The following is a 15,716-nucleotide window of genomic DNA, read 5'->3' as shown; positions in this document are numbered from 1 at the left end:
TCTTTTGATTTTAAAATCAAAGAGAGGTTTAATTTTAATTTTATCCTCCCCTTCAGGGGCTGGTAAAACCACACTTGCTAAAAAAATTGAATTAAGTGATAGAAATTTTAAAATTTCAGTCTCTTATACCACAAGAACTCCAAGAACTAATGAAGTCGATGGAGTTGATTATAATTTTGTAACTATTGAAAAATTTCAAGAATTAGCCAGTCAGGATAAATTTTTGGAGCAGGCAAAAGTATTTGGAAATTATTATGCTACTTTAAAAGGACCAATAGAAGATAACTTAGCAAAAGGAATTGATTATTTGTTTGATATTGATTGGCAAGGAACCGAGCAAGTCAAAAAAATTATGCCATCAGATATTGTATCTGTATTTATTTTACCGCCTAGTATTGATGATTTAGAAAGTAGACTAAAAAAACGTGAAGAAAAAAATAAAGAGTTAATCAATCAAAGAATGAAAATGGCCAAGGATGAGATTAAACATTGGAAGGATTATAAATATATTGTTGTAAATAAAGATGTAGAAAATTGCTTTGAGCAAATTACTAAAATAATTAAAATAGAAAGAGAATTAAGATCTACATTTAATCAAATCAACTAGTTTATAATAAAAATTAAAATCTAGATTTTCAGCCCTTAAATTTTTTATGTTATCAAAATCTATAATTTGAAGTTCTTTTTCATTAAGTATTTTCTTAAGTGCTTTTGAAACCATCTTTCTTTTTGTATTAAATATATTTTTAGTTAATTCTGATAAAATATTTAAATCATCTAATTTTAAATTATTTTTTTTTTTTGGAGTAAAAGAAAGTACCGTAGAGTCTACTTTTGGTTCAGGGTTAAATTCCTTTTTAGAAATATTAAAATGAAATTTAATGTTTAATCTTGCATCTGATAGTATTGATATTCTGCCATATTTTTTATTATTTGAGGTTGCCATAATTCTTTCTGCAACTTCCTTTTGAAACATTAAAACCATTTGATTGTAAAATGGGGGCCATGGTTCAGAATAAATCCATTTTATTAGTAATTTTAATGAAATGTTGTAGGGAAGGTTACCAAAAATAATTACATTTTTTTTAAAAATTTTTCTTTCATCAAATGTTAAAGCGTTAGAGATTATATAGTCAAAATTATTAAAATTGTTTTTTATTTTTTCTAGTTCAGGTTTTAAATCTTTATCAAACTCTATGGCAAAAATTTTCTTTGCGTCCTTTTTAATTAATTCTTGAGTAAGAACACCTGTTCCGGGACCTACTTCTAAGATGTTACTGTCTTTATTAATAAGCCCAATTTCTGCTATTTTTTTTGTAATGTTTTTATTAATTAAAAAATTTTGTCCAAGGTGTTTTTTATGTTTAAACATTATATTTACTAAAGAACTTTATTGCATTCTTAAAACTTTTTGGATTTGCAATCCCTCTTCCAATAATATCTGTGCCAATACCATGATCAGGAGAAATTCTTATAAAGGGTAGTCCGATTGTAATATTTATAGCATTCAGATCAAATTGATTTTTAAAAGCTGTTAAAACTTGGTCGTGATAATGGCCTATTAAAACATCAATCTTAAATTTATTTCTTTGTAAAAAGCTCGTATCAGGTGACAACGGACCTATTATTAAATATTTTTTTTTAAGCTTTTTAATTGAAGGTGTTATAATTTTTTTTTCTTCAGTGCCTATATATCCATTTTCACCATTATGTGGATTTAGACCGAGTATACCAATTTTTATTTTCTTTTTTTTAAGAATTTTAGAATAAAAATAATAAATATTTTTGCATGCTTTTTCAATTTTTTTAAATGAAATTTCTTTATGGACATTTTTTAACGGAATGTGAGTTGTTAGGGGAAGAACTGAGAAATTTTCATTATATAATAACATATTTTCCTTATTCTTGTTGCTAGTTTTATCTGCAATATATTCAGTTATTCCTTTATACTTATTTTTGGTAAATTTTGATTTGTTTATTGGAAGATTAATAATTCCATTAGCTAATTTTTTCTTAATTAATGTTAAAGCAGTCTCAAAACTTTTTTTTATGAAAATATCTGATTTAATAGATCTAAGATCGAAGGGTTTTAATTGATTATGTTCAATATTTATAAAATTAAATTTTCTATCATTTAAATTATTAATATCTGTCAAATGGAAATTAATATTTATTTTTAGATCTAAATACTTAGCTTGTTTTTTTAGTAGGATATAATTTCCGATAATTATAAATTTAAGTTTAGTTTTATTAATATACTTTAAAGATTTCAAAAAAATTTCAGATGAAATACTATTAGGTTCACCTAAAATAATTATAATTTTTTTTTTCACAAAAATTTAATTAAATATTTTTTTTTACTTTTTTCAAGATGTATAGCTGCAAACTTATTTAAAAGTTTATTTTGTTCGATAATAATTAGTTGGTTCTTAAATTTTTCATTATCTTCAATATTTCTTTTTTCTTGTTCTATCTGTTTATTAACTTCAGTTAAATTTACATTGAGTCTACTTTCGTACATTTGTCTAATTAATTTTGACCATTTAAGATCAATATTTATTACATTTTTTAAATAGTCTTTTTCAATTTCATTTTTGTTGTAAAACGAGTTGAGCATTTCACTAGTAATTTTTATTTTTTCTAAGTAGTTGTATAAGGTATTTTCTATTTCTTTCTCCGAAACATCGACTTTATAATAATTTGTTTCTATATCTTTAATTTTTCTATCAATTAAACTATTAATAATTTCCTTTTTAAAAAGTTCTGAAGTGCTCGTTGTTTGATCTTTATTAATAAACTTTAAAAAATTAATTTCTTTATTAACGTCTAGTTCTGTAATTATTGAATTATCAATTGAAACCAAAACTTTATTACTTAATTGTGTAGCTTTTGCAGCAAATGTAAATATTGTAAATATTAAGAAAAAAATTATTTTTTTATTCATTTAAAAAACTTTTATATGAATTTTTAATTACTTTTGTAATTTATTTGTCACCAAAAGGAAGTAAAGTTATTCCAAAGAAAATGCTAGTTGCAGGCTTTAAGTCTTTATCTGAAGCATAATTTCTCTGAAAATAAATTCCGTATCTTATGCATTCGTTTTCATTTTCTATACCTAGTTTATGAGAGTTGGTCATGTCAGTTTTTAAATTTCTATCAGTTTCAATTTTTATTTTTGTACCATCTGTTATAAATGATGACAAATTAGCTTTTGCAAATCTTTCACTTCCGATATGACTATTTTTTTCATAAAAATTAAAATTAACTTCCCCTTGTCTTAAAAATGTTTTTAAGGTTACATCATTATAGTATGCATGGTTTAAGTTATTATCTAAAGTATTTTTCATCGTAAAATCAAAATTACCCGGACTTAAATAAGTTGTTTTTGTAACCAAATCTGAATTTTTATTTTGTAATGAGGATTTTGTAGGCATATCTAAGTCATTATTGAATTTTATAACTTGTCCAACTGATAAACCAGCTTCACTAGGTTTAGTTTGATCTAATTTTTTTTCTTTCCAAAGCCAGTCTAGTCCTATGTTTAATGAAAAATCTTTTTCAATTAAATCATCAGAATTCATTCTATTTATTGAAAAAAGATTATCAGTATTTAGAGTGATATCATTTGATTTTGCGTTTTGCATTTTTCCTGGAGCATAGCGCGTTAAAATTCTAGGTATTATGTATTGTTCAGATTCTTTAGATATTTTCCCAAGTGGTAAAGATGTATCTAATGCAACTATAGGATTAATTTGTGAGTTCAAATTTTCCTTTGGATTTTTATGATCTGCATAATAGTTAATATTATTAATTTTTGTTAAAAATTTATATCCAATTCCAAGATTAGAATTATAAGACTCAGAAGTTGAGTGATCTATATTATTTGTAAAACTTGTTTTGTTTTGGTTTGTATTAGTATTTAAACTTCTAAAGCTAGAATTTAAATTTAAATTATTATTTAAAAAATTATATTTAGAATAAATAATTTCTGGCGCAACATACTCGTATTGATCTGATTTTTTTATAGTGGTTATATTTTGATATGCTGTAGCTTTTAGATTTAAAGTTTCATTTTTTCCAAAAGAATTTAAAGAAACTTCATTTGTTAACTTTGTATCATTCTCTCTTACAAGATTTTTTTTAAATCCATCGTTAGTAGAGTTAATTTTATTAACTCTTAAGTAGGTTGGGTCGCTTACACGCTGTATTTTAGTTGAAAATTGGCTTTCATCCAAAATTTTATCTTTAAAATTTAAATTTATATTACCATACAAATGGTTTCTTGAGCCGCCTGTTTGTGTTGAGGTTATTTTTTGGTATCCTTGTGTATATCCACCCTCAATCACAAAATCTCCGTTTTTAAATCTCTCTCTGTATTCGCCTAGTAATAACGGATGTTGTTTAAAATAGTAAACCGGATTTAGTGTAAAATCCGCGGATTCTGACAAGGGGTAAAAATATGGTATTTTGATTGTCGAGCCTAAGTTATCTCCCAAAGAAGTAAATGATGGCGCTAAAAATCCTTCTTTTCTTTTTACCGTTGGATCTGGATGCGAAAAATATGGGACATATATTACAGGAATGCTATTTAGATCTAATAAAGCATTTTTATATGTTAGTTTTTTTTGCTCTTTATCATGTATAAGTTGACCTGCCTCTAAATTCCAGTAGGTACATCCACTAGTTTCATTACTTTTTTTACATGTTGTAAATTTTGCGTCTTGAACAATTGTTATGTTATTTCTAAGAGTTGCTGATTTTCCACTAAATCTTGGTTCAATAAATTCATTAAATTTATCTCCAGATTTTAGAGCTTCTTTATTTAGCTCCACATTTATATCTGTCCCTATAATCTCTTTAAATTTATCATCAGAGTTTAATTTTGAAAAATAATAAGTATTTTTATCCTTATCTACAAATTTTACTTTTTCTTCAGCTGTAATTGACTGTTTATCTAAATTATATTCAAATCTTTCAGCATATAATGTTCCAATTTTATTATCAGTAAAAGTTGAGTTTCCAAAAGTACTTAAGTGTTGTTTTGCTCTATTATAAATTATTTTATCGGAGGATATTTGCTTACCCTCATTATTTTTTGCAACTACATTTCCTAGAGCTTCTATAATGTTGTTATCTTGAGAATAAGTTATTTTATTAGCTGAAAAATTATATATGTCTTTTTGTTGAGAGTAACTGATACTAGTATCAAAAGGAAATAAAATTAAATAAAATATAAAAAAAAATTTACTTTGCATTAACCTGTGTAATTCCAACTAAGTTTATTAAAATTATTAGAAATATAGGTATCCATACTGAAAAATCTACAGCTATTATTTCAGATTTTGCCATTGTAATAGATAAGTCATTTAAAAAGTATAATATTACACTTATTAATACTCCATAACTTCCATATTTTATATAATTTGAAGTCTTTCCCAAATTAATGATCATGAGTCCAGAAAGAATAGACATCGATAATAAATATATTGGGAATGATATTAATTTTTGATATCTGATTTTAAGATCTATAGTAGAGTATCCTTTATCCTCTAATATTGATATTTCTCTAGTAATATTTAATAAAGAGGTTGTTTCTGCATTTTTGTAAATGTTACGCAATTCATTAATTTTTATATTAGTTTTGTAATTATAAATATTTAAGTAATTTTCTTTAACACTCTTGTTATTTATAAAAATAACTTTTGCTTTATTTAATTGCCAATTATTATCATTAATTTCTCCATCTTGAGCATCTATTCTTTTTATAAAGTTATTATTTAGATCATAATTATAAATTGTAATATCGTTTATTACTGAAAAATTTTTATCAATTTTTTTAATTCGAATAATGTTTTTTTCTTTTATACTTTTATCTATAATCCATACTCCAGTTTGATTAAGAAATATAATATTTTTATTTTGGTCATAATTAGATTTTAGTTCTTCAGAATATTTCAATAATGAAGAAGAAAAAGGAACTACTAGAAAAATAATTAAGTAACCAATAAAAAAACATGCTAATGCCGGTATTAATAAAATTTGAAGGTTAGAGTATCCCATTACTCTTAAAGATATAATTTCGTTATAATTATAAATTTTTAAAAAAAAAACAATTCCAGAAAATAAAATTACAAAAGGAAATAGCGTAAATATAAAATTTGGAATTTTAAAAAAAGTAATAAATATAAAATGAATCAATTTCATATCTCGGTTTGCTTTAAAAAAAGAAAATTCATCAAGTAAAGTTATGAGCAAAATTACAAAAAAAATTATTGTCGTTACTACTAATAAACTTTTTAAAAATTCTTTAATTATATATTGGTTAATTGATTTAAGCATTTAGGATTTATTTTTTTGATATATGAGAAAATAATTTAATAATAATTTATTAATAACTAGAAATAAAAATGGACTAAAAAATAAAAATAAATTTATGTGATTTATTTTTGAGCTTAAATTTAGCAAGATTTCTCCTGTAAATATAGTAAAAATTCCACTTAAAAAAATTATAATTTTTATTAAATTACTATTAATCAACTCTTTATTTATTGCTATTAAAAAAAATCCAAGGAAAACTAAAGAGGGAATAAATAGTGGAATGATAATTCTAAAACTTAATTCATTAATTATATCTTTTTTGCGAATATCTGTATCCTCTAAAAGTTTTTGAATTAATTCTAATGAAAACATTTCATGAAATTTAAAATAATCGTTAGTTTTTTTATTATATTGTTGTAAATCAAGTGTTATCTTATCGAAATCTATAATAGATATTTTTCCATTTTTATCTTTTTCTTGAATACTGCCATCAACCAGTACTATTAAATTTTTATTATTCTCTTTAACTATAACTCCAGATTTTGCAATTATCGTTTTATTTCTTTCTTCGTTATTTTCGAATAATATAATTTCATCAATTTCATTAATTTGATTTTTTTTCTCAACATAAACTGTAACTTCCTTTAGTGGATTATTAAAATTATTTTCTTTTATTAATGGAGCTATTGATCCTACTTCTGAATATAATAGTAAATTTCTTGAATAATTTGAAAAATATGGAACTATAAACAACCTTATTAAAATTATTATAAATGTAAGCAGAATAGAGTATTTTACTAAATAGTTTATAAATTTCTTTTTATTTAATCCACTGAACCATATAGCTTTAAGTTCATTGTTATTTTCAAATCTAGATATTGTTACCATAAGAGATATAAAAAAAATTATTATTGATATTCTTGAAATAATTTTCGGCAAGGTTGATATTATATATAAAAAATAAGTACGTATTGAGTTTCCGTCCTCTGAAATCAAGTCAAGAAGTCTCACTGCTTGTGTGATCCAAATAATTATTCCGAATGCAAATAGTATAGAAAGATAATTTTTTAGAAATTCTTTAATAAAATAGTTTCCTAACTTGTTTTTTTTCATTTTGATATGTATATGATCTTATACCATCATGTTAGATTTAAAGATAATCCCAAATACCAATAACAATTCAGATTTTTATATTTTTTTTTGTGAAAAAAATTTTTCATTTAATCCAGAAAAATTAACATTTACCAATATAAATTATAAAGAAATCAATTCTATTTTATTAAAAAATAAAAATGAGGATTATTTTGTGTTTAATTATCACAGCACAAGACCTAAAAAGATTATTTTTATAAACCAAAATGAATATCAAAATAATTTTGAGAATCAAAATATTGGCAGTAAAGTTATTAATGAAATCAAGTCGGCAAAAGAAATTAATGTAATTTTTTCTAAGGAAGACAAATCACTAGAAAGTTTTTATTTTAATTTCTTTTTAGGAAGCTTTTTAAAAAAATACTCTTTTAATAAGTATAAAACACTCTTTAAGAAAAATGAAAATATTAATGAAAAAATAAATTTGTTAATTAGTACTAAAAACAAAAATTTTTTTTCTAAGATTAAAAATAATATTAATAATATTGTTAGTGGAGTTTTTTTAACAAGAGATTTGGTTTCTGAGCCTCCAAATTACTTAAATCCTCAAGCGTTCGTTAATGAAATTAAAAAACTTTCTAAATTAGGACTTAAAGTTGAAGTTTTTGATCATTCTAAATTGAAAAAAATTGGAATGAATGCTTTGCTTGGTGTTGCCCAAGGTAGCAAAAATTTACCTTATTTTGTGACAATTAAATGGAAACCAACTAATTCTAAAAATAAGAAACCACTTTCTTTTATTGGTAAAGGCGTTTGCTTTGATACGGGTGGCATTTCTTTAAAACCAGCAAAATTCATGGAGGATATGAAATATGATATGGCTGGAGCTGGTGCAGTTGTTGGACTAATGAAAACTTTGGCATTAAGAAAATCCAAGTCTTACGTTATTGGCACTGTAGCACTAGTTGAGAATATGCCTGGTGGTTCAGCTCAAAGACCAGGAGATATTGTGAAATCTTATTCTGGAAAAACAATTGAAGTTTTAAATACTGATGCTGAAGGAAGATTAATTCTTGCTGATGCAATTTATTATATAGATGAACAATATAATCCAGAATTTATAATTGATTTAGCAACTTTAACTGGGGCAATAGTTGTTTCTTTAGGTAACGAATACGCAGGCCTATTTTCAAATGATGATAAATTATCAGAAAAATTAATTAATGCAGGAGAGATAGAAAATGAAAAATTGTGGAGATTTCCACTTCATAAAAACTATGACAAATTAATGGATTCTAAAATTGCTGATATTCAAAATATTAATTATTCTGGAGGAGCCGGATCCATTACCGCAGCTCAATTTTTACAAAGATTTTTAAAAAATAAAACACCTTGGGCTCATTTAGATATTGCTGGTATGGCTTGGACAAAAAAAGATTTAGATATTATCCCAACAGGAGCTACTGGTTTTGGGGTTAAATTATTAAATAAATTTGTAGAAAAATATTACGAGTAGTATGGAAAAAACTTTATCAATAATAAAGCCAGATGCAGTTGAAAGAAATCTAGTTGGTCAAATACTCAGTATTTTTGAAAAAAATTCATTAAAAATTTACTCAATCAAAAAAATTAAATTATCTAAAAAAATGGCAGAAGATTTTTATTTTGTTCATAAAAATAGACCCTTTTTTAACGATCTCTGCACATACATGAGCTCAAGTCCTGTAGTGGTTTCGGTACTAGAAGGTGATAATGCAGTTGCTAAAAATAGAGAGATTATGGGTGCGACAAATCCAAAAGATGCAGCTAAAGGCACTATTAGAAACTTATATGGGATTTCTTTGGATAAAAATTCTGTTCATGGCTCTGATAGTAAAGAAAATGCTAAAATTGAAATTGATTTTTTCTTTAAAGAATAATTTTTAAATTATTTTTTTACAAACAATATCTACTGCTTTTGGATAAATCTGATGTTCTGCTTTTAAAACTCTTTTAGCGAGAGTATTAGGATTATCTGCCTTAAAAATTTTAACTTTTGTTTGTAAAATTTTTTTACCAGAATCAAGTTTTGCTGTTACATAATGAACTGTAGATCCTGCGTATTTATCACCTGCTTTTATTGCCCTTTCATGAGTATTTAAGCCTTTATATTTTGGCAGTAGTGAAGGATGAATATTAATAATTTTAAATTTACATTTTTTAATAAATTCATTTGATAAAATTCTCATAAATCCTGCTAAACATAATAAATTAATTTTATTTTTTTTTAAGATACTTAAAGATTTTTTTTCAAATTCAGGCTTCTTTTTTTCTATTGCGTAATTTTGAATTTTATTTTTTTTTGCATAAATCAAACCTTTAGCTTCCTTTTTATTCGAGATAACTAATTTAATTTTCCAATTAGTATTATTTTTTTTTGAGTACCTGATTAATTCTTTTAAATTAGAACCTCTACCAGAAATAAAAACACCAATATTAATATTTCCAGTTAATTTTTTCATTTAATATAATTTTTTTATTAATATTACTTTTTATAATAGTTCCAATTTCATAAGGGACTGAAGATTTGTCAAAAACTTTCTTGATTTTTTGATAGTTCTTTTTATGTGCAATTATACAGAAACCAACACCACAGTTAAATGTTTTAAGCATTTCATGATCATTAACACCATTTGATTTTATCCATTTTGTAATTTTATTAGGTTTTATTTTAGAAAGGTTTATTTTAGCACTATAGTTATTTGGAATAACTCTGGGTAAGTTCTCAACAATCCCTCCACCTGTGATATGTGCGCAGCCATTTATTAACTTCATTTTATGAAGTTTTAATATTTCCTTAACGTAAATTTTAGTTGGAGTTAAAAGATCTTTGTATAATTTTTTATTATTCTTAAATTTAATTTTTTTATCTTTTAAAATTTTTCTTATCAAAGAATATCCATTAGAATGAGCTCCTGATGAAGGCACTGCCAATATTATATCACCTTTTTTAATTGAATTTCCTGTAAGGACATCTTTTTTTCCTACGATACCAACGGCAAAGCCAGCTAAATCAAAAGAATTTCCAGTATATATCCCCGGCATTTCTGCAGTTTCACCACCGGATAAAGAACAGCCGGCAATTCTACAACCTTTTGCTATACCAGATAAGATCTGCTTATATTTTTTTTCTATAACTTTTGGAATTGCAATATAGTCTAAAAAGACAACAGGTTTTGCGCCTTGTACAATTAAATCATTTACGCACATTGCAACCAAATCAATGCCAATTGTTCTAAAGTCATTTAAATGATTTGCTATTTCTAGCTTAGTTCCAACCCCATCAGTTGAGGTGACAATTAAAGGATTTTTAATTTTATATTGTCCTATATCAAATACAGATCCAAAACCTCCTATATTTTTAAAGTTTTTAATTTCACTTCCTTTAATTCTCGTCGATTTTGACAATTTGGAAATAAATTTAACAAGATTAGTAGTTTTTTCGATATCAACACCACTTTTAAGATAAGTAAAATTTGAATTATTCATTAAAAAAATATTAACACTTGAGCAATACACTTGTTTTCTTATTTTACAATCGGTTTTTAAATAAGTTTTTTTGTAAAAATAATGTAGTTTTATGTTTTTTTATGAAAAATCAAATAGTTTTTAAATTTCCAGATAAAAGTTTTTATTATGAGGAAGATTTTTGTGTGGGAGAAAATAATTATGAAGCTTATAAGTTAATTAAAGAATGGCCAAATTGGAGTTTCAAGGGAATTAATATTTATGGTCCTAAAAAATCTGGAAAATCTTATCTAACAAAAATTTTTTCCGATAAAGCTAAATCCAAAATTTTTGATAGTAAAAATATTAATAAAAATAATTTAGACTTAATATTATCTCAAAATGTTTTAATTATAGAAGATATAGATTTTTTTAGTGATGAAGTTTTTTTTCAAACAATTTTAAACGACTTTATAAGTAAAAATAAATTTATTTACTTAACTTCTAATAAATTATCAGGAAGCATTTCATTTAAATTAAAAGATTTAGTTTCACGTTTAAACTCATTAGTTACAGTTGCAATCACTAATCCCTCTGATGAATTATTTAACCAAATTTTAACAAAGATGCTCTCCGATAAACAAATCAATATTACAAAAAAAGAAGTCGATTTTGTTTTAAAAAATATTGAGAGAAGTTATGAGGCTGCTTCAAAATTTGTTAAGAATTTAGATGAATTATCTTTATTATATAAAAAAAAAATAAATACAAAAATTATTAATCAAGCAATAAATAATATTAGTTAATTTTATTAAAGTTTTTTTTAAAATTCACAATTAGTTTCGTTAAAATTTTAATATTATTTTTATTTAAATTTTTTGAGATGATAGAAATTTTTTCATTCTTTAGACTCCTTATAATTTCTTTATCAGAAAATACCCAATTTTTTGGAAGATTAATTTTTTTTGCTATTTTATTTCTTAAACTTATAATTTTAATAAACTTTTTGTTATTTAAAATATTATTACCTAATTTTTTTTTAAAAATAATAGGATAATCTTCGTGAGATATTTTATATATTTCTTTTTTTATTAATTTATTAAACAATTTTAATTTATTATTTTTTATCAATTTATAATTTAATTTATTAAAAATTATTTTTAGATAATAAACATCGTTAATTAAGTAATTAATTTTCTCTTCACTAATTGGTCTTTTTAGCCAATTTTCTTTTTGTAATGACTTATCAATATTAATCTTGCAAAAATCTTGGACTAACTTCTTATAAGACGGTGTTTCGTTATAACCATTAAACAACGCTGCTATTTGTGTATCAAAAACAGTAAATAAAATTTTTTTAACAATTGTTAAAAATATTTCTAAATCCTGCCTAGAAGAATGAATTATTAGTGTATTTTTTTTTTTATTTAAGAATTTAAATATTTTTTTAAAATTTATTTTTTTTTCTAAACAATCAATAATTCCAATATTTTTCCCGTCGAAAATTACTACAATTGATAGAACCGCTTTGTATGTAGATCTTCTTTCAAATTCTGTATCAAAATAAAATTTTTTTTTATTTTTAATTTTTGTAATAAAGTGATCTAGTTCTTTGTTGTTTCTAATAAATGAGAAATTATGATTGTTTTTTTTGAACATTAACTGTATTTCAATTTATTATTAAAAAGGTTGATTTGATTTGAATAAATATAGAACTCACAATTGCGCTGAACTTACAATTAATAATATTGGTAAGCAAATTATTCTATCTGGATGGATTCATAAAAAACGTGATCATGGTAATTTATTGTTTATTGATTTACGAGACCATTATGGAATGACCCAGTGCGTCATTGATAATAAAAATGAATATTTTTCAGCATTAGAAAAAATTAAATTAGAAACTGTTATTCGAATAGAAGGGGAGGTTATTGCTAGAACTCCAGAAACTATTAATAAAGAATTAGCAACAGGCTCCATTGAAGTATCAATAAAAAATTTTTATGTTTTAGGTTCAACAAAAGAACTTCCGCTACCAGTTTTTAGCGATCAAGAATATTCAGAAGAAATAAGATTAAAATATCGTTATTTAGATTTAAGAAGAAAAAAATTACATCAAAATATTATATTAAGATCTAAGGTTATCTCATTTATTAGAAAAAAAATGGAAAGTCTTGGTTTTTTGGAATATCAAACACCAATTTTAACTTCTTCTAGTCCTGAAGGAGCAAGAGATTTTCTAGTGCCAAGTAGATTAAATCCAGGAAAGTTTTACGCTCTTCCCCAAGCGCCTCAGCAATTTAAACAATTAATTATGATGTCTGGTTTTGATAGATATTTTCAAATCGCACCATGTTTTAGAGATGAAGATGCAAGAGCAGATAGAAGCCCAGGTGAGTTTTACCAATTAGATATTGAGATGTCTTTTGTTGAACAAGAAGATGTTTTTCAAGTAGTAGAACCATTGCTACATGAAGTTTTTACAAAATTCAGTAAAGGTTATTCAATTAGCAAAACCCCTTTTAAAAGATTTAAATATAAAGATGCAATGTTAAAGTTTGGGACAGATAAACCAGATTTAAGAAATCCAATTGAAATTAGCGATGTAACTGAAATTTTTGAGAGAGAAGATGTTAAATTAGAAATATTTAAAAAATTAATTCAAAAAAAATCCGTAGTTAGATGTGTTGTCGCAAAAAATGTATCTTCAAAGCCGAGAAGTTTTTTTGATAATTTGGATAAAGGTTCAAAAGCTGAAGGGGCTTCAGGACTAGGTTATATTATTCTTGAAAATAACAATGGTATGTTAGAGGGAAAAGGACCAATTGCTAAATTCTTCTCTAATGATGCAATAAATACTTTGTGTAAAAAAGTAAATGCTGTAGGCGGAGATGCTATTTTTTTTATATGCGATATTAAGAAAAATGCTGAAAAATTTTCAGCTTGGGCTAGAACTGAAATTGCAAAAAATTTAGAGTTAATAAAAGAAAATGTTTTTGAATTTTGTTGGGTCACTGATTATCCAATGTTTGAATACAATGAAATTGATAAGAAGATTGATTTTAGTCACAACCCTTTTTCTATGCCACAAACACCTATGGATTTGATTGATAAAACAGACCCATTAGAATTATTAGCTTACCAGTATGATATTGTTTGTAACGGAATTGAATTGTCATCTGGGGCAATTAGAAATCACATTCCAGAATTAATGTATAAGTTATTTAAAATCGCAGGTTATTCAAAAGAGGAAGTTGATAATAAGTTTAGTGGAATGATTAATGCTTTATCTTATGGCGCACCACCGCATGGAGGAATAGCTCCAGGAATTGATCGTATTATCATGTTATTGGCTGGTGAGAAGAATATTAGAGAAGTTACTATGTTTCCATTAAATCAAAATGCACAAGATTTAATGATGAATGCACCCTCAGATGTTTCTGAAAAACAATTAAAAGAGTTAAATATTAAACTAGTTAAAAAAGACTAATTTATTTTTTTACTTTTAATATTTAGTCTGATGTTACTAAGATCTACTAATTTTTCTTTATACTGATTTCTTAAGAAACCTTTGCTTGTAATATTTTTAAGAACGTCAATAAGTTGAGCATTTTCTTCAGAGTCTTCTGCTTGGTCTGTTTTCTTTATAGAAGGAGTATGCGCAAGATCTTCTCTTCCAAGGTACGAAATTGCAAGTTCTCTAAATAAATAATCTAGAATTGAAGATGCTGATAAAATTCTGTCATTTCCCTTAACTTTTCCAGAAGGCTCGAACTTAGTATTGATGAAAGCATCAACATATTCTTCTAGTGGAACACCATATTGAAGGCCTAGTGATATTGCGATTGCAAAGTTATTCATTAATGATCTTACAAGTTCACCTTCTTTATTCGTATCAATAAAAATTTCACCAACTCTACCATCATCATATTCCCCAATGTGTAAGTAAACTTTGTGATCTCCAATCATTGCTTTTTGTATATAGCCCTTTCTACGATCAGGCATTTTTCTTCTTTCACTAAAGGCCTTGTTTTCGATTGTTAAAGAAGAAGCTTTGTTATCTTGAATATTATTAAAAATTGATGAGGTAATGTTTTCACTTATTTTTTGGCTGGAAATCTCTTTAACTTCTTGTTCTTTACTTTGTGGTTTATTGGCTTGAATTTCAGCTAATGAACGAGTCTTTCTTTTATTGAATTTAACATCTAAAACCTCAACTTTTCCATCTTTTCTGCTATCTATTTCTTGAAGGGCTTCGTTAGTTAACTCTTGTAAGTTATGAGTAATTTTAAATAAACAAGTGTAAAAACTTTCAGCAATATATTTAGACATTTTTGATTCTTAAAAATTTAATGATTTTAAATCACTATTTTAATCTGTAATAAGTGTCTAGTTAAAAAAATAGACAACTTGAAATAGAAAACTTTTGTGGATATCTTAAGAAACTTAAATTCATTCGATGATTAAATTTTTTAAAATTATTTTTACATGGTGGAATGGTCAGACTCTTGGAACATTTTTAAATACACTTTTTTTTGGAAAATTAGTTGGCATTGATGAGTCTAAAAACAAATATTACGTAGATAGTAATGATAGAAGATGGGTTATTTTTAATTCAGAAGTGGAAGCTACAAAAATCCCACCAGAATGGCATGCTTGGATACACCATTTAATTAAAGAGGTTCCAACGCAAAAAGAGTTTTCTAAATATAAGTGGCAAAAAGACCATCAAGAAAATAAAACTGGAACTAAAGAAGCTTATAATCCCAATAAATATAAGCCGCAGATAAAAGCTGATTATGAAAGTTGGCGTCCTTAGA

The 15,716-nt window shown here is 24.9% G+C and carries 16 protein-coding genes; 6 read left to right on the top strand and 10 right to left on the bottom strand.

Annotated features, from left to right (window positions below; genetic code table 11):
* Positions 1 to 4: 4 nt before the first annotated feature.
* Positions 5 to 607, top strand: a complete 603-nt coding sequence (gene gmk, locus CR143_RS03660; RefSeq protein ID WP_099340481.1) for a guanylate kinase — start codon at positions 5 to 7, stop codon at positions 605 to 607.
* On the opposite strand, the gene rsmA is transcribed toward gmk, so the two are convergent.
* From rsmA to CR143_RS03630, 6 genes are read right to left on the bottom strand one after another with little or no spacing between them, the layout of a single operon-like run.
* Positions 578 to 1,372: a 16S rRNA (adenine(1518)-N(6)/adenine(1519)-N(6))-dimethyltransferase RsmA gene (gene rsmA, locus CR143_RS03655; protein WP_099340480.1), complete on the bottom strand. Its 795-nt coding sequence runs from the start codon at positions 1,370 to 1,372 to the stop codon at positions 578 to 580. The genes gmk and rsmA overlap by 30 nt on opposite strands.
* The gene (locus CR143_RS03650) at positions 1,365 to 2,333 is read right to left on the bottom strand and encodes a PdxA family dehydrogenase (protein WP_099340479.1); all 969 of its coding nucleotides are present in this window, start codon (positions 2,331 to 2,333) and stop codon (positions 1,365 to 1,367) included. The genes rsmA and CR143_RS03650 overlap by 8 nt, the downstream gene beginning before the upstream one ends.
* The gene (locus CR143_RS03645; RefSeq protein ID WP_099340478.1) at positions 2,330 to 2,944 is read right to left on the bottom strand and encodes a hypothetical protein; all 615 of its coding nucleotides are present in this window, start codon (positions 2,942 to 2,944) and stop codon (positions 2,330 to 2,332) included. The genes CR143_RS03650 and CR143_RS03645 overlap by 4 nt, the downstream gene beginning before the upstream one ends.
* A 40-nt stretch (positions 2,945 to 2,984) precedes the next feature.
* On the bottom strand, positions 2,985 to 5,255 hold the full coding sequence (locus tag CR143_RS03640; RefSeq protein ID WP_099340477.1) for an LPS-assembly protein LptD: 2,271 nt from the start codon (positions 5,253 to 5,255) through the stop codon (positions 2,985 to 2,987).
* On the bottom strand, positions 5,245 to 6,339 hold the full coding sequence (locus CR143_RS03635; protein WP_099340476.1) for an LptF/LptG family permease: 1,095 nt from the start codon (positions 6,337 to 6,339) through the stop codon (positions 5,245 to 5,247). Before CR143_RS03635 ends, CR143_RS03640 begins: the two co-directional genes overlap by 11 nt.
* Positions 6,340 to 7,431: an LptF/LptG family permease gene (locus CR143_RS03630; RefSeq protein ID WP_099340475.1), complete on the bottom strand. Its 1,092-nt coding sequence runs from the start codon at positions 7,429 to 7,431 to the stop codon at positions 6,340 to 6,342.
* A 28-nt stretch (positions 7,432 to 7,459) separates the two neighbouring features.
* Between CR143_RS03630 and CR143_RS03625 the strand changes: the two genes are divergently transcribed.
* Together CR143_RS03625 and ndk are read left to right on the top strand one after the other, a co-directional pair.
* Positions 7,460 to 8,926 carry a leucyl aminopeptidase gene (locus tag CR143_RS03625; RefSeq protein WP_099340474.1) on the top strand — a complete coding sequence of 489 codons (1,467 nt, stop codon included), beginning with the start codon at positions 7,460 to 7,462 and terminating at the stop codon, positions 8,924 to 8,926.
* Position 8,927: 1 nt separating this feature from the next.
* Positions 8,928 to 9,329 carry a nucleoside-diphosphate kinase gene (gene ndk, locus CR143_RS03620; protein WP_099340473.1) on the top strand — a complete coding sequence of 134 codons (402 nt, stop codon included), beginning with the start codon at positions 8,928 to 8,930 and terminating at the stop codon, positions 9,327 to 9,329.
* A 3-nt stretch (positions 9,330 to 9,332) separates the two neighbouring features.
* Here ndk and purN read toward each other — a convergent pair whose 3' ends face one another.
* Positions 9,333 to 9,911 (bottom strand): phosphoribosylglycinamide formyltransferase, encoded by a 579-nt coding sequence (purN, locus tag CR143_RS03615; RefSeq protein WP_099340472.1) that lies wholly within the window; start codon positions 9,909 to 9,911, stop codon positions 9,333 to 9,335.
* Positions 9,886 to 10,938, bottom strand: a complete 1,053-nt coding sequence (gene purM / locus CR143_RS03610) for a phosphoribosylformylglycinamidine cyclo-ligase (protein WP_099340471.1) — start codon at positions 10,936 to 10,938, stop codon at positions 9,886 to 9,888. Before purM ends, purN begins: the two co-directional genes overlap by 26 nt.
* Positions 10,939 to 11,039: 101 nt before the next feature.
* On the opposite strand from purM, the gene CR143_RS03605 reads away from it, so the two are divergent.
* Entirely contained in the window at positions 11,040 to 11,702 is a 663-nt protein-coding gene (locus CR143_RS03605) for a P-loop NTPase family protein (protein ID WP_099340470.1), read from the top strand.
* On the opposite strand, the gene CR143_RS03600 is transcribed toward CR143_RS03605, so the two are convergent.
* Positions 11,695 to 12,555 carry a ribonuclease D gene (locus tag CR143_RS03600; protein ID WP_099340469.1) on the bottom strand — a complete coding sequence of 287 codons (861 nt, stop codon included), beginning with the start codon at positions 12,553 to 12,555 and terminating at the stop codon, positions 11,695 to 11,697. The genes CR143_RS03605 and CR143_RS03600 overlap by 8 nt on opposite strands.
* A 40-nt stretch (positions 12,556 to 12,595) precedes the next feature.
* Between CR143_RS03600 and aspS the strand changes: the two genes are divergently transcribed.
* Positions 12,596 to 14,386 carry an aspartate--tRNA ligase gene (gene aspS, locus CR143_RS03595; protein ID WP_099340468.1) on the top strand — a complete coding sequence of 597 codons (1,791 nt, stop codon included), beginning with the start codon at positions 12,596 to 12,598 and terminating at the stop codon, positions 14,384 to 14,386.
* Here the strand turns inward: aspS and CR143_RS03590 are convergent.
* Positions 14,383 to 15,228, bottom strand: coding sequence for a TSCPD domain-containing protein (locus CR143_RS03590; RefSeq protein WP_099340467.1), 846 nt, complete (start codon positions 15,226 to 15,228; stop codon positions 14,383 to 14,385). The two genes, aspS and CR143_RS03590, sit on opposite strands and share 4 nt — an antisense overlap.
* A gap of 127 nt (positions 15,229 to 15,355) precedes the next feature.
* Here CR143_RS03590 and CR143_RS03585 point away from each other — a divergent pair, with 127 nt between their 5' ends.
* The gene (locus CR143_RS03585; RefSeq protein ID WP_099340466.1) at positions 15,356 to 15,715 is read left to right on the top strand and encodes an NADH:ubiquinone oxidoreductase subunit NDUFA12; all 360 of its coding nucleotides are present in this window, start codon (positions 15,356 to 15,358) and stop codon (positions 15,713 to 15,715) included.
* Position 15,716 lies beyond the last annotated feature (1 nt).

This window comes from Candidatus Fonsibacter ubiquis (assembly GCF_002688585.1).
In the GTDB taxonomy this organism is placed as follows: domain Bacteria; phylum Pseudomonadota; class Alphaproteobacteria; order Pelagibacterales; family Pelagibacteraceae; genus Fontibacterium; species Fontibacterium commune.
The sequence above is the reverse complement of the archived record's forward strand: the minus strand, read 5'-3'. Positions and strand labels throughout refer to the sequence as shown.

Bases quoted from the DNA above. Each gene is read 5' to 3' on its own strand.
- CR143_RS03645 (WP_099340478.1), bottom strand. From the start codon at position 2,944: ATGAATAAAAAAATAATTTTTTTCTTAATATTTACAATATTTACATTT.
- rsmA (WP_099340480.1), bottom strand. From the start codon at position 1,372: ATGTTTAAACATAAAAAACACCTTGGACAAAATTTTTTAATTAATAAA.
- CR143_RS03640 (WP_099340477.1), bottom strand. From the start codon at position 5,255: ATGCAAAGTAAATTTTTTTTTATATTTTATTTAATTTTATTTCCTTTT.
- CR143_RS03590 (WP_099340467.1), bottom strand. From the start codon at position 15,228: ATGTCTAAATATATTGCTGAAAGTTTTTACACTTGTTTATTTAAAATT.
- CR143_RS03630 (WP_099340475.1), bottom strand. From the start codon at position 7,431: ATGAAAAAAAACAAGTTAGGAAACTATTTTATTAAAGAATTTCTAAAA.
- CR143_RS03625 (WP_099340474.1), top strand. From the start codon at position 7,460: ATGTTAGATTTAAAGATAATCCCAAATACCAATAACAATTCAGATTTT.
- CR143_RS03635 (WP_099340476.1), bottom strand. From the start codon at position 6,339: ATGCTTAAATCAATTAACCAATATATAATTAAAGAATTTTTAAAAAGT.
- CR143_RS03600 (WP_099340469.1), bottom strand. From the start codon at position 12,555: ATGTTCAAAAAAAACAATCATAATTTCTCATTTATTAGAAACAACAAA.
- CR143_RS03585 (WP_099340466.1), top strand. From the start codon at position 15,356: ATGATTAAATTTTTTAAAATTATTTTTACATGGTGGAATGGTCAGACT.
- purM (WP_099340471.1), bottom strand. From the start codon at position 10,938: ATGAATAATTCAAATTTTACTTATCTTAAAAGTGGTGTTGATATCGAA.
- ndk (WP_099340473.1), top strand. From the start codon at position 8,928: ATGGAAAAAACTTTATCAATAATAAAGCCAGATGCAGTTGAAAGAAAT.
- purN (WP_099340472.1), bottom strand. From the start codon at position 9,911: ATGAAAAAATTAACTGGAAATATTAATATTGGTGTTTTTATTTCTGGT.
- CR143_RS03605 (WP_099340470.1), top strand. From the start codon at position 11,040: ATGAAAAATCAAATAGTTTTTAAATTTCCAGATAAAAGTTTTTATTAT.